General features: G+C 71.8%; 12 protein-coding genes and 1 tRNA gene. 6 read left to right on the top strand and 7 right to left on the bottom strand.

The window, feature by feature from the left end:
• Positions 1–32: 32 nt before the first annotated feature.
• On the top strand, positions 33–686 hold the full coding sequence (locus tag BJ999_RS01165) for a TetR/AcrR family transcriptional regulator (protein WP_179831515.1): 654 nt from the start codon (positions 33–35) through the stop codon (positions 684–686).
• A gap of 124 nt (positions 687–810) precedes the next feature.
• Here the strand turns inward: BJ999_RS01165 and BJ999_RS01160 are convergent, their stop codons facing one another.
• A complete protein-coding gene (locus BJ999_RS01160; protein ID WP_179831514.1) occupies positions 811–2,007 on the bottom strand; it encodes an MFS transporter in 1,197 nt (398 codons plus the stop codon).
• A gap of 101 nt (positions 2,008–2,108) precedes the next feature.
• On the opposite strand from BJ999_RS01160, the gene BJ999_RS01155 reads away from it, so the two are divergent.
• On the top strand, positions 2,109–2,714 hold the full coding sequence (locus BJ999_RS01155) for a TetR/AcrR family transcriptional regulator (RefSeq protein WP_179831513.1): 606 nt from the start codon (positions 2,109–2,111) through the stop codon (positions 2,712–2,714).
• On the opposite strand, the gene BJ999_RS01150 is transcribed toward BJ999_RS01155, so the two are convergent.
• The 5 genes from BJ999_RS01150 to BJ999_RS01130 form a co-directional block, all read right to left on the bottom strand.
• Positions 2,711–3,910, bottom strand: coding sequence for a hypothetical protein (locus BJ999_RS01150; RefSeq protein ID WP_179831512.1), 1,200 nt, complete (start codon positions 3,908–3,910; stop codon positions 2,711–2,713). The two genes, BJ999_RS01155 and BJ999_RS01150, sit on opposite strands and share 4 nt — an antisense overlap.
• Positions 3,907–6,156, bottom strand: a complete 2,250-nt coding sequence (locus BJ999_RS01145) for a xanthine dehydrogenase family protein molybdopterin-binding subunit (protein ID WP_179831511.1) — start codon at positions 6,154–6,156, stop codon at positions 3,907–3,909. The genes BJ999_RS01150 and BJ999_RS01145 overlap by 4 nt, the downstream gene beginning before the upstream one ends.
• A 73-nt stretch (positions 6,157–6,229) precedes the next feature.
• Positions 6,230–7,075, bottom strand: coding sequence for an FAD binding domain-containing protein (locus tag BJ999_RS01140; protein WP_373292687.1), 846 nt, complete (start codon positions 7,073–7,075; stop codon positions 6,230–6,232).
• Positions 7,072–7,587: a (2Fe-2S)-binding protein gene (locus BJ999_RS01135; RefSeq protein ID WP_179831510.1), complete on the bottom strand. Its 516-nt coding sequence runs from the start codon at positions 7,585–7,587 to the stop codon at positions 7,072–7,074. Before BJ999_RS01135 ends, BJ999_RS01140 begins: the two co-directional genes overlap by 4 nt.
• A gap of 47 nt (positions 7,588–7,634) precedes the next feature.
• Complete coding sequence (locus tag BJ999_RS01130; RefSeq protein WP_218934890.1) at positions 7,635–8,948, bottom strand: MFS transporter; 1,314 nt, start codon at positions 8,946–8,948, stop codon at positions 7,635–7,637.
• Positions 8,949–9,047: 99 nt separating this feature from the next.
• Here BJ999_RS01130 and BJ999_RS01125 point away from each other — a divergent pair, with 99 nt between their 5' ends.
• From BJ999_RS01125 to BJ999_RS01115, 3 genes are all read left to right on the top strand, one after another.
• Positions 9,048–10,133 (top strand): helix-turn-helix domain-containing protein, encoded by a 1,086-nt coding sequence (locus BJ999_RS01125; protein ID WP_179831509.1) that lies wholly within the window; start codon positions 9,048–9,050, stop codon positions 10,131–10,133.
• Positions 10,134–10,496: 363 nt separating this feature from the next.
• On the top strand, positions 10,497–10,979 hold the full coding sequence (locus BJ999_RS01120; RefSeq protein ID WP_179831508.1) for a carboxymuconolactone decarboxylase family protein: 483 nt from the start codon (positions 10,497–10,499) through the stop codon (positions 10,977–10,979).
• Positions 10,980–11,067: 88 nt separating this feature from the next.
• The gene (locus tag BJ999_RS01115) at positions 11,068–11,553 is read left to right on the top strand and encodes a carboxymuconolactone decarboxylase family protein (protein ID WP_179831507.1); all 486 of its coding nucleotides are present in this window, start codon (positions 11,068–11,070) and stop codon (positions 11,551–11,553) included.
• Positions 11,554–11,879: 326 nt separating this feature from the next.
• Here BJ999_RS01115 and BJ999_RS01110 read toward each other — a convergent pair.
• A tRNA-Leu gene (locus BJ999_RS01110) sits at positions 11,880–11,962 on the bottom strand.
• A gap of 128 nt (positions 11,963–12,090) precedes the next feature.
• On the opposite strand from BJ999_RS01110, the gene BJ999_RS01105 reads away from it, so the two are divergent.
• Entirely contained in the window at positions 12,091–12,846 is a 756-nt protein-coding gene (locus BJ999_RS01105) for an FhaA domain-containing protein (RefSeq protein WP_179831506.1), read from the top strand.
• Positions 12,847–12,856 lie beyond the last annotated feature (10 nt).

The following is a 12,856-nucleotide window of genomic DNA, read 5'->3' as shown; positions in this document are numbered from 1 at the left end:
CACTGTGTATAGACATCGCGTATGATGCCCTCATGTCCGCCAAGCGCTCCTCCCGGCCCGCTCGCCGATCCGACACCCCGCCCACCTCCGGCCCACCCGGGGAACAGATCCTGTCCGCGACGCGCGAGCTGCTGCGGGAGCGCCGGTTCGACGGCCTCAGCGTGGCCGACATCCTGACCGCCGCCGGGGTGTCCCGCGCCAGCTTCTACTTCTACTTCCCCAACAAGCAGGCCGTGCTGGCCGAGCTGGTACGCCGGGCCGTGGCGCAGGGCCGGCAGGCGGCCCATCCCTGGACCGACGGACGGCAGGACCCGGTCACCGCACTGCGGGCGGGGACCCAGGAAGGCGCCCGGCTGTGGCGCGAGAACGCGGGCGTCCTCATGGCGATCGTGGAGAACTGGGCCTCCGACCCCGACCTGCGAGCTCTCTGGCTTGAACAGATGGACCTGTTCACCGACGCCGCCGTGGCGCGTATCCAGTCCGACCCGCAGGCCCTGCGACGACTCTCCGGCATGAACGTGCGCGCTGTCGCCGCATCACTGACCTGGCACGGTGAGCGGCTCTACTATCTGGCCGCAGCCGGGATCCCGCCCTTCGACGACGAGGACACCCTCGTCGACGTCCTCACCGACACCTGGACCGCCACCCTCTACGGGCGGCCGGCCGGGGAGACAACAGATCAGTGAAACGGAACCCGGCCCGTCGCAGCGGTGCGATCGGTGTGCAGTTCACGCAAGGCGGCGGCCGTGGGGCCGGGTTCGGTCGGCCGCCCGGACGGCGGGCGGGGTGCGGTGCCGGAGTGGCCTCCGGTCAGCGCAGGTCGGCGTGGCCTCGTGCGGTCGACACCGCCAGCGCCGCGACCAGAGCGGCGGCGCCGCCGAGCCACAGCACGCCCGACAGGCCGAGCGAGTCGAGGGCGACGCCGCCGACCAGCGCGCCCAGGCCGATCGACAGGTTGAACACCGCCACCCACAGCGCGGAGGCCGGCTCCACCGCGCGCGGCGCGGCCTTGATCATCCAGGTCTGCAGTCCGACCGACACCCCACCGTAGGCCAGGCCCCACACGACCAGCAGCGCGATGCCGCCGACCGTGCCCCGGCCCAGAAGCAGGAACAGCGGCATCGCGACGGCAAGGGTCAGGGTGATCACCTGCACGGTGCGGTGCGTCCGGCGGGCCAGTGCCGCCCCGGCGGCGAAGTTGCCGATCATGCCCGCGATTCCGAACCCGAACAGCAGCGGCCCGACCAGCCGCGCGTCGATCCCGGACAGCCGCTGCAGGGCCGGGCTGACGAAGGTGTAGGCCGCGAAATGACCGGTCACCACGAGGAAGGTGGCCAGTATGCCGACCCGGACGCCGGGGTTGCGCAGCTGCCGGGCCAGCAGGCGCGGGCTCATCACCTGGGAGGCGGCCAGCGGGGGCAGCACGCTGAGCAGTGCGGCCAGCGCGACCAGCGCCAGCGCGCTGAGCGACGCGAACGCGATCCGCCACCCGGTCAAGCCGCCGACCACCGTGCCGATGGGCACGCCGAACACGTTCGCCGCGCCGACCCCGCCGAAGATGATCGCGGTGGCGCGCGGCACGTGCGCCTCGTTCACCAGCCGGACCGCCAGCCCGCCCGCGACCGCCCAGAACCCGCCGATCGCCACCCCGACCACCACGCGGGACGACACCAGCACGCCGAAGTTCGGCGCCAGCGCGGACGTCAGGTTGGCGCAGGTCATCAACCCCATCAGGCCGAGTAGCAGCAGCCGCCGGTCCAGCCCGCCGACCAGCGCCGGGACCACCGGGGCCGCGATCGCCGCGACGAGGCTGGGCACGGTCACCATCAGTCCGGCCGTGGCTTCGGACACCCGCAGCGCCGAGCCCACCTCGGTGAGCAGGCCGATGGGCAGTTGTTCGGCGGTGACCAACAGGAACGTGCCCAGCGCCACCGCCGCCACGGCCGCCCAGCGGCTTGGCTCCGGCTCCTGCCGTACGGCGCGGGCGGTCCGCTCGGTACTCGTCACGTCGACCTCCCCAGGAATCCATTTGGGAGCGATCGCTCCCAAATACTGGGTCGGACCCTAGTATGGGAGCGATCGCTCCACAAGTCGGCTAGGGTGGGCGCATGGCACGACCTCGGCAGTTCGACGAGCAGGAGGCGGTCGCCCAGGCGACCGACCTGTTCTGGCGTCGCGGCTACAACGCCACTTCGGTCCGTGACCTGGGCGCCGAACTGCACCTCACGCCCAGCAGCCTCTACCGGACGTTCGAGGACAAGCACACGCTGTTCCTGCGCGCCCTCGACCACTACCGCGCGACCGAGTCCGCCCAGGCCAGGGAACGGCTGGCGACCGCCGGCCGGCCGGTCCGCGACGGGCTGCGGGACTGGCTGCTGTGGCTGGTGGGCTGCACCGCCGGCGCCGAACCCGGCCCAGGCTGCCTGGTGGTGAACACCGCCACCGAACTGGGCACCACGGACACCGAGGTCAGCGCGCGGACGGAGGCGGCCTTCGAGGTCACCCGGCGGGCATTGCGGTCACTGCTGGACGAGGGGCGTCGCAACGGCGAGCTGCGCGCCGAACTCGATCTCGACGCGGCCGTGGAGATGCTGTTCACCACGGTGCTGGGACTGCGGGTCCGGGAACGCGCCGGACATGACCCGCGGCGGCTGGCCACCGCGATCGACTTCGCCGTCCGCGCGCTGGGCCCCGCGCCGGCGGAGCCGGCCTAGCGGTCCTGCTTCGGGGCGAAGGGCCAGCGGAGTCCCACGCCCACGTGCAGGATGATGCCGGTGCCGAGGAAGCTGAGTGCGGCCGTGGTGACCCAGTCGTCGGCGGTGGCTCGCGTCCAGTCCGTGCCGTCGGCGTAGGCGGTGAGGGCGCGGTCGAGAACGAGCGCGACCAGCGCGACGAGGACGAGGGTGAGGCAGCGGTTCGGTACGGGCGGCAGGTGAGCGGCGGGCCACCCGTCGAACAGCATCGCGACGATGAGGGCGGCGCTGATCACGCAGCCGCAGGCGGCGCTGATGGCCGCCGGTTCCCACCCGGCGAGCTCGCGGAGCGCCAGGTAGGTGAGGGTTCCGGAGACGATGACGAGGGCGTTGCCCGCGAGCAGGCGCGGCGCGCGCGGGGCGAGGACGTTGACGGGCCAGCCGCGCAGGGCGATGAAGATCACCGTCTGCCAGACCCCGACCGCGACGAGCGCCGACCCGAAGTCGGCGGCGGCGATGGGGCCGCCGGGATCGCGGAGCCCGGCGGCGGTCCGGTCCGCGGCCGGGACGGCGTGGTGGTTGACGAGCAGGAGATACGCGCCGGTCCCGACCGCCCAGGTGAGCGCGAGCGCGGCGACGCCTGAGAGGAGCCGGCCCAGGGCGGCCAGCGGCCACCGCTCGCTGACCAGAGTCAGCTGGAGCATGGCGGTGAACACCGCGGCGGCCAGGGGGAGCGTCGCGGGGAACGTGGCCGGGACGGCGGGCCCGGGCTCGGCCTGGAAGATCCCGCGCGGGTCGGAGTCCTCGACGACGGCCTGCCCGGCGAACGTCAGCACCACGGCGGCGGCCGCGAGCAGGGCGGTGTCGATCAGGCCCGTCCATGGTGTGGACAGCCGGGAGCCGGGCCAGTCGTTCCACCAGAACGCCATCATGGCGACGGCGGGCAGCGCGAACGTGGCCAGCGGGCCGAGAACCACCAGCGATGTCGTCGCGCTGCCGGTGCCGAGGGCGAGGGCGAAGAACACGACCGCGGTGAGCAGCGCGCCGCCCAGGCCCGACCAGGGCTGGGCGGCCAGATTCCAGTGCCGCTCGGCGGTGTGCGCGGGCAGCAGGTGGGGCGGGGTGGTCAGAGAGGGCCGTTCGGGCAGGGGTGAGGTGGTGCCGCAGACGAGGCATTCCAGCCGGATCCGGCCGCGGGTCGTCCGGTCCCGGGTCACGCGTCCGGGACCGGCAGGTGGGCCAGCAGGTGTTCGGCGCTGATCGGCAGCTCGCGGACGCGGTGGCCGGTGGCGTGGTGGACGGCGTTGGCGATCGCGCCGCCCGAGCCCACCTGGCCGATCTCGCCGACGCCCTTGACGCCGAGCGGGCCGGTGACCTGGTCGTCCACTTCGACCAGTTCGATCTCGATGTCGGGTGCGTCGGCGTTGACGGGCACGAGGTAGTCGCCGAGGCTGGCGTTGGCCCAGCGGCCGAGGCCCGTGTCCATGCGGGTCCCTTCGAGCAGGGCCTGGCTCATCCCCCAGAGCATGCCGCCCATGAGCTGGCTGCGGGCCGTCATGGGGTTGAGGACGCGGCCGGGCGCGAACGCCGCGGTCATGCGCCGGACCCGGACGAGACCGAGGTCGGCGTCGACCGCGACCTCCGCGAACTGGGCCCCGAACGTCAGCAGCCCGTGCGGCGTGTCCAGCGGCGGCGGGTCCCAGCTACCGACGGCTTCGGCGTCGTTCATCATCTGCCGTTCCATCAGGTCGCCGTAGGTCTCGCCGGTGCCGTCGGCGACGCTCATGCGTCCGCCGGTGACGGTGATCCCGGCAGTGTCGGCGCCGTGCAGGGGTGACCGGGGGTCGCCGACGGCAGCGGCGACCATCTGGTCGCGTACGGCGATGGCGGCGTCGTGCACGGCGGCGCTGACCATCATCGCGCCGTTGGAGCCCACGGGGGAGCCGGCGGTCGGCATGTCGGTGTCGCCGTAGTCCAGGCGCACGTCTTCCAGGTCGATCCCAAGGCCGTCGGCGGCGACCTGGGTCAGGACGGTGGTCATGCCGGTGCCGAATTCCTGGGCGGCGGTGGACACCACGGCGGTGCAGTCGGGGTACAGGCGGGCGCGGGCCCGCTGGGTTCGCATGAAGAAGGCCACCGGGTACGCCGCGACGGCCATGCCGGTCCCGATCAGCCGGTTCCCCTCGCGCCGGACGCCGGGACGGGGGTCGCGGCCGTCCCAGCCGAACCGCTGCGCGCCCCGCCGCAGGCATTCGGCCAGTCCGCCGCTGGACCAGGGATGACCGGTGTTCGGGTCGACGTCGGTGAGGTTGCGCATCCGCAGTTCGACCGGGTCGATGCCGAGTTCGCAGGCGAGCTCGTCCATCGCGCATTCGAGGCTGAACATCCCCGCGGACTCCCCCGGACCGCGCGTGAACGTGGGCGTCATCGTGTTGCCGCGTACCAGCCGGTGCACGCCCTCGAAGGCGGGAGAGGCGTACACCTGGGAGGCGGCGCCGAACGCGGGCTCGGCCCAGTCGTCGAACGGCGAGGTGACGGAGATCTTGTGGTGCCGGATCGCGGTGATCGTGCCGTCCCGCCGCGCCCCGAGCCTGACCTGCTGCTCCTGCTCCTCGCGGTGCCCGCAGGAGGTGAACATCTGCTCACGCGTGACCGTGAGCCGGACCGGACGCCGGACGTGCCGGGCCGCCAGCGCGGCGAGGGTCACGTGCGGCCAGACCATCGCCTTGGACCCGAACGCGCCGCCCACGAACCGGGTCAGCACCCGGATCTTGGACGGGGACAGGCCGAGCAGGGCGGCCACGGTCAGCTGCACGGCCTTGATGCCCTGGCAGGAGTCGTACAGCGTCAGCCTGTCGCCCTCCCACACGGCGGTGGTGGTCAGCGGCTCGAGCGCGTTATGGTGGTTGGGGGAGAACCGGAACGTGGTGTCGACGTGCACGTCCGCCGCCGAGAATCCTTCCTCGAGGTTCCCGCGGCGCAGCTGGGCCGGCATGAAGCCACCGAAGATCTTCTCCGGTTCGTAGGCGTCGGCGCGGCCCTGCTCGATGACGGTGACGGACGGCGTCTCGGCGTACTCGACCTGGACGAGGGAGGCGACGTGCTGCGCCTGCTCCAGGCTGTCGGCCACGACGATCGCGACCGGCTGACCCGCGTAGTGCACCACATCGTCCTGCATCGGGAAGAACGTCTCTCCGGGCGCCGGCGCGCCCAGCAGGGAGGGGACCAGCGGCACACGGGCGACCCGCGGCAGGTCGGACCGGGTCAGGATCGCGGCGACCCCGCCGGCCTCCTCCGCCGCCGTCGTGTCGATCGAGGTGACGCGTCCGCTGGCCACCCGCGCTCCGACGATCTGCGCGTACGCCAGGTCCGGCAGGGCGAACTCTCCCGAGTAACGCGCCGTGCCGGTGACCTTCTCCCGGCCGTCCACGCGCGCGACCTCCCGGCCGACGGCTCCGCTCATCGGTCATCCCCGTTCGTGAGCATCGTCAGCGCCCGGACGATCGTCCGCTGCGCCAACTCGACCTTGAAGGAGTTCAGCGGCCGTGGCGCCGCCGCGGCCAGCGCCCGCGCCACGGCTTGGTCGCGATCCCGCCGAGCGCCAGCCGGACGTCCGCGACGGCGCCGTCGCGGATCTCCACCGCCGCCGCGACCGAGGCGAGCGCGAACTCGTAGGACGCACGGTCACGGACCTTCAGATAGACCGACCGGCGCGCCACCGGAACCGCGGGGACCTCGATCGCCGTGATCAGCTCCCCATGCTCCAGCGGATTCTCGCGCTGCGGGGTCTCCCCCGGCAGCAGGAAGAAGTCGTCGATCGGGACGGAACGCTCGCCTCCCGGGCCCCGCGTGCGCAGCACCGCGTCCACGGCGACCAGCGCGACCGCGACATCGGACGGGTGGGTGGCGATGCACCTGTCGCTCGTGCCGAGAACGGCGTGCCCGCGATGGAAGCCGGTGATGGCCGCGCAACCGCTGCCGGGCTCGCGCTTGTTGCACGGCGACACGGCATCACGGAAGTAGCCGCACCGCACCCGCTGGCACAGGTTGCCCCCCATCGAGGCCATGTTCCGTAGTTGCGCCGAGGCGCCGAGCAGCAGGGCCTGCGAGACCAGGGGAAACCTGTCCACCACCCCGGCCGCCTGCGCCACGTCGCTCATGCGTGCCAGCGCGCCGATGCGCAGGCCACCGTCCGGCAGATCCTCGACGCGGTTCAGGGGCAGGTCGTTGATGTCGACCAGCAGATCCGGCCGCAGCACGTTCTGGCGCACCAGGTCCACCTGGGTCGTGCCGCCGGCGAGGAAGGCGCCGCCCGGATTCCTCCAGACCGTCGCGATCGCCGTGTCGACATCGGCCGCCCGCGCGTAGTCGAAGGGCCTCATCGTCCCGCACCGCCCGTCGCGTCGCGGACCTCGCGGATCGCGGCCCGGATGTTCGGATAGGCCGCGCACCGGCAGAGGTTGCCGCTCATCCACTCGGCGATCTCGCCGTCGGCGGAGTGCCCCTCGTCCAGCAGCGCGACCGCGGACATGATCTGCCCCGGCGTGCAGTAGCCGCACTGGAACGCGTCATGGGCGATGAAGGACTCCTGCATGGGGTGCAGGCGGTCGCCGTCCGACATGCCCTCGATGGTGGTGACCTCACGTCCTTCGCAGGCGATCGCGAGCGTCAGGCAGGCCAGCACCCGGCTGCCGTCCACCCACACGGTGCAGGCACCGCACGTCCCCTGGTCACAGCCCTTCTTCGAACCGGTCAGCGCGAGATGCTCGCGCAGCGCGTCCAGAAGGCTCACCCGGGGCTCGATCCGCAGCTCCCGCGTGCGGCCGTTGACGGTGAGCCGGATCGTCCGGACTCCGGGTCCGGCCCCCGGCGGCGACGTGTCGTCCATCCTCATGCGGGAGTTCCTTCGGCGATCGACTATCGGTCACTATCAGTGTTCAATTATGCTCCGTCCGTAATCACGGTCACCTGTGGGGGCGGCTCTCCCGGTTGATGCCGATGGCGAAGTCCCGGCACACGAAGCCGGAGAACGTCTCGCCCCCGAGGCGATGAGCCTGTTCCTTGGTCCTTTTCGGTGGCGACGGCGGAGGCGGAGAGGAGCGTCGCGGCGGAGAGGCCGCCCCAGAGGGCGGACGCGCCGTAGGAGGCGAGCGCGGTGATGACCGCCGGGGAGACGGCGAGGCCGAAGCCCGTGGAGAGCTGGAAGCGGGAGAGGGCGCGTCCGAGGACGGGGGCCGGGGCGAGGGCGGTGACGAGCGCGGTTGCGCTGCCGGCATAGATGATCTCGCCGATGGTGCAGACCACGGACACCGTGGCGACGGCCGGGGCACTCCAGCGGTTTCCCAGCGACGTGGCCGCCAGGAAGCCGAGGTAGGACGCGGCGAGTACCACGCCGGCGAGAGCCAGCACGGTCCGCCGGGAGAAGCGGGACATCAGGACGGTGACCGGCACCTGAAGGGTGACCACCAGCACCGTGTTCGCCACGAAGATGGCCGCCGACCACATCGGGGACGCGTGCAACTGGGTCACCAGGATCAGAGGCAGCGCGATTTCGGGGACGTTGAGGCAGAAGACGTAGACCACGTTGGCGGCCAGCAACGCGCGCATCCGAGGTGCGGGCCCGCCGGCCCTGCCCTCGGCCGGAACAGCGGCCGGATGCGTGTGCAGGTGGACCGACCATGCCAAGGCCGCCGCAGCGAGATAGGCGAGCCCGGTGACGGCTGCCAGCACCTGCAGCGCAGTGGCGCCGCCCGCAAGGCATGCGGTGGCGAGGAGGGCGCCCACGCCCAGGCCGGCGTTGCGCAGAGCGCGGCCTCCCGCGAGAGCGGCGTCGCGTTCGCGGCCGTGAGCGACCGTGGCCACGAGGGCGGCGTGGGCGGCCGGCCATGCCTGGTTGCCGATGCCGAGGAAGAGCGCCGCCGCCGCGAACGGCCAGACGTGCTCTTCCGGGGCGGCCAGCAGCAGCGCCACGCCCAGCACCCGCACCAGCATCGACGCCGCCACGACCGTGCTGCGCGCGCCCCGGTCCAGCCACCGGCCGACAGCGGGCATGCACACCAGACCCACGACGATGCCGGCCGTCATGGCGATGCCGGTGGCCGACGCGGACAGCCTCAGCACCATCACCCCGTAGAGCAGCAGAAAGGGCCGCAGCAGGCCGGTGCCGAGCGCGTCCACCGCCAGGGCGACGGCATAGCGGGGGCCTCCGGAGGCCCGGACGAGGGCGCGCGGCTGGATCTTGGTGGTGGTTGCCATGGCGTCAACGGTGCGTTCGGCCGCCGGGCCGAGCGCACCGGTTGACGAACACCGTCAACCGACGCGGTCGTGGGCCGTCCGACCAGCGAGAATGAGGGGGTGACGTTGAGGATCGACATCGGCGGCCCGCCGTCCGGGCGACTGCGGTTCGCCGCCTCCCCGCTGGCCGAGCTGACCGCGATGCTGCACGTGCTGGCCGAGCCCGGGCATCACCCGCAGCTCGCCGGCTGGGCTGCGGACGTCTGGGCCGGGCTGCGTCCGGAGCTGGCCGAGCGGCTCAGAGAGGCGGAGTTCCTCTGGCGTTCCTCACGAGCCGACTTCCTGGTCCCGGCCCGTCCCCGGCCGACCCTCGCCGAGGAACTGGACGAGGTGGACCGGATCGACGACGAAACCTATGTGACCGCCGCGCTCGTCACCACGTGCGGCAGCAACCGGGTCCACTTCGCCGCGCCGTCGCCGCTCGCCGACGCGGCGGCGCGCGAGCGGGCCCTGGACCTGGCCCAGGCCCGCGGCGCGCTCCAGGAGGCCTTCGCGGAACGGCTGCTCGCGGACCCGGCCGCCGTGCGGGCGCGCGTGCGTCACACCCTCGAACAGTGTGCCGAGGCCTTCTTCGACGCCGCCTGGTCGAGCGTCGCCGTGCGACTGGCCACCGACCTGCGTCTGAAGAACGACCTGCTGAAGCGCCAGGGCATCGGGGCGGCACTGGCGTCGGTCTCCGGTGCCGTGACCCTGGCGCCGGACGGCGACTGCATCATCGTGGACAAGCTGCAGGACAGTGCGACCTCCGCCCACGGCACGGGGGTCACCTTCCTCCCCAGCGTCTTCGGCCGCCCGCACCTGGTGGCGGTCCACGCGCCCGGGTGGCAGCCGGTGGTGCAGTACCCCGTCGCCGAGGCGAGTCCGTCGGAGCCGGTATCGCTGGAAACGGTCACGCTACGGCTGGAGGCGCTCGCGCATCCGGTACGGCTCCGGCTGCTGCGCACCCTCGCCCGCGGCCCGCACACCACCGGTGAGCTGGCCCACGCCTGGGAACTTTCGCCCCCGGAAGTCTCCCGCCACCTCGCTGTCCTGCGCCGCGCGGGCCTGCTCACGGCCCGGCGGCAGGGCCGTTACGTCCGCTACACCGTCAATCTGCCCGACCTGACGGCGCTGGGAACCGACCTGCTGGCGGCCGTACTGCGCTGAGTGGCTTCGGTCTACCAGAACAAGGGCGACCGCCGCCTTCGGCGCGTGTCCATGGCTTCGGACACTCTCGTGATCGGCTGGGCGCGGCCCTCCGAAGGGCCAGGTAGAACCTCGGCAAAGCAGAGAAGCTCCCAGCTTGCCGCTGGGGCTCGCTCCGTCTGACCGGCAGCGCCACAGGGATCCTCCAGCCCGTGATCCCCGACCTGAGCGCCGCCCTGCCTCTGGGAACGCCCGCGCCCTGGGGGCCTTCGGACTCTGAACCCCTGAGGCGGTGATGTGACGCGCGTCCCTCTGGTCCGGTGTCACAGGAACCAGGCCGCCGGCATCTCTTGTCCGACCGCTCACAACAGCAGGGAGCTCACGATGACCGCTCGTTTGAACCTCTTCGGTGACCCGACCGCGACCGCCGCCAAGGCCGCCAAGCACTTCGGAACGGCAAGCCAGACGATCCTCGCGGAGTCGACGGTGCCGGCCGCGACCCAGAAGCTGGTCGTGTTGCGCGCCAGCCAGATCAACGGCGACGGTTACGCCACCGACGTGTGGAGCAAGAACGCCGCTCACGCGGGGGAGAGCGCCACCCGCATCAACTTGGTCGCGGCCTGGCGCGAGTCGACGGTGTTCACCGACGCCGAGCGCGCCGCCCTGCGGGTGGCCGAGGAGGGCACCCGCATCGCCGACGCCCACCCCGGCGTGTCCGACGAGACCTGGGCGAACGCCGCCGAGCACTACGACGACGACCAGCTGTCCGATCTGGTGATGCTCATCGCCCTGATCAACGCCACCAACCGCATGGCCGTCATCATCGGCCAGCGCGGCGGCGAGTACGAGCCCGGCGGACTCGGCTGATCCCGCACACCCCGTGACCCCTCGGCCGGTTCAGAGTCGCGCGCACGATACGCGCGCCGCCCAACCCCTCGAAAGTGAGAACCACGTCATGGAACCCCGTTTCGACCTGATGGCCAACCCGCTCGGCGCCAAGATCGCCAAGCGCATCTACAACGTCGCCCTGGCGATCACCGACTCGTCGCTGCCCCGCTCCACCCAGGACCTGGTGATGCTGCGCGCCAGCCAGATCAACGGCTGCGGCTTCTGCGTCGACTACCACACCAAGGACGCCACCGCCGCCGGCGAGGACGCCGTCCGCCTCCACCTCGTGGCCGCCTGGCGCGAGTCCACGGTGTTCACCGACGCCGAACGGGCCGCGCTGGCACTGACCGAGGAGGGCACCCGCATCGCCGACGCCCACCCCGGCGTGTCCGATGAAACCTGGGCGAAGGCACGCGAGCACTACGACGACGACCAGATCGCCGCACTGCTCTCCCTGATCGCCATGATCAACGCCAACAACCGGCTCAACGTCATGATCCACAACCCCGGAGGCGCCTACCAGCCCGGCCAGTTCGCCGACATGGCGAACTGACTCCCGGACTCCCTTCGCGGCCCGACCTCTCTCCAGCTTCACTGCCCTGCTCATCTGGCCCGACGGCATCGTCGCCTGAACACCCGCGGTCCAGCGTGACGGGCACCGTTCGGCAACATCACCAGCACCACCGGCCACATGACCAGCACCTTCACAGGCATGCCCCGAAGGCGCTCGACGCGAGTCCGGACGCTCCTGGGATCGGGTGGTCGCGGCCCTCGCGGGGGGCCAGGTGAGGCCTCCGGGAAGCGGAAGAGCCCCCCAGCTTGTCGCTGGGGGGCTCTTTCCGTCACTGTTAGGGGAGGACTTGCGTCACTGACCCCGCGTGGGCGAGGAGGGATTTGAACCCTCACATCCTTTCGGACACACGGACCTGAACCGTGCGCGTCTGCCGTTCCGCCACCCGCCCGTGGGCGCCGTCCCGTTTCCGGGTGCCTGAAAAGGCTAGCACGGGGTCCAGGGTGGTTAGGTATCCAGATACGCCGAGCGAACCTTCGCACCGATACGATCGTCTACCAGTGGGGAAGGGAGGTGCCCGTGGGCGTCATTCAGCGCTTCGAGCGACGGCTTGAGGGCATGGTCGAAGGGGCCTTCGCCCGTGCCTTCAAGTCCGAGCTCCAGCCGGTCGAGGTGGCCAGTGCTGTGCAGCGCGAGATGGACGATCGGGCGGCGATCGTGGCACAGGGCCGCACGCTCGTGCCGAACGACTTCGTCGTGGAGATCTCTCAGCAGGACGGGCAGCGGCTCCAGGTGTACGCCGACAGCCTGAGCCAGGAGCTGGCGAATCTCGCGCGCGAGTACGCGAAGGAGCAGGGGTACTCCTTCGTGGGTCCGGTGCGCGTGCGGTTCGAGAACGCGGGGGATCTCGCCACGGGCATGTTCCGCATCAGGTCGGGGGTGATCCGGGGCTCGACGGTCGAGGGCGGGGAGATCCGCCGGCCGGTGAGCGACGTGCCGCAGGGGGGCCGGGGCGGGGTGTTCGGGGGGCATCCGCGCCTGCTGGTGACCACGGCGCTGGAGGGATCGGACACGACTCAGCGCACCTATGAGATCAACACTCCCGTGACCCTGCTGGGTCGCGGTACCGACTGCGACCTGCGTCTCGTCGACCCGGGCGTGTCCCGGCACCATGCCGAGATCCGCGTAGAAGGTCCCGAAATCGCTCTCGTGGATCTAGGGTCGACCAACGGCTCGTTCGTGAACGGGCAGCCGATCCGGCGGGTCACGCTGGTCGACGGCTCCCGGGTCACGATGGGCCGCACCACTCTTGTGTTCCGCCGCGATAGGGAGTAACCCCGACTCC

Source organism: Actinomadura citrea, assembly GCF_013409045.1.
Lineage (GTDB): Bacteria > Actinomycetota > Actinomycetes > Streptosporangiales > Streptosporangiaceae > Spirillospora > Spirillospora citrea.
This window is presented reverse-complemented; position numbering and strand designations above follow the sequence as displayed.

Coding starts and splice junctions, on each gene's coding strand:
- BJ999_RS01165 (WP_179831515.1), top strand. CDS start 33: ATGTCCGCCAAGCGCTCCTCCCGGCCCGCTCGCCGATCCGACACCCCG.
- BJ999_RS01155 (WP_179831513.1), top strand. CDS start 2,109: ATGGCACGACCTCGGCAGTTCGACGAGCAGGAGGCGGTCGCCCAGGCG.
- BJ999_RS01145 (WP_179831511.1), bottom strand. CDS start 6,156: ATGAGCGGAGCCGTCGGCCGGGAGGTCGCGCGCGTGGACGGCCGGGAG.
- BJ999_RS01140 (WP_373292687.1), bottom strand. CDS start 7,075: ATGAGGCCCTTCGACTACGCGCGGGCGGCCGATGTCGACACGGCGATC.
- BJ999_RS01135 (WP_179831510.1), bottom strand. CDS start 7,587: ATGAGGATGGACGACACGTCGCCGCCGGGGGCCGGACCCGGAGTCCGG.
- BJ999_RS01130 (WP_218934890.1), bottom strand. CDS start 8,948: ATGGCAACCACCACCAAGATCCAGCCGCGCGCCCTCGTCCGGGCCTCC.
- BJ999_RS01120 (WP_179831508.1), top strand. CDS start 10,497: ATGACCGCTCGTTTGAACCTCTTCGGTGACCCGACCGCGACCGCCGCC.
- BJ999_RS01115 (WP_179831507.1), top strand. CDS start 11,068: ATGGAACCCCGTTTCGACCTGATGGCCAACCCGCTCGGCGCCAAGATC.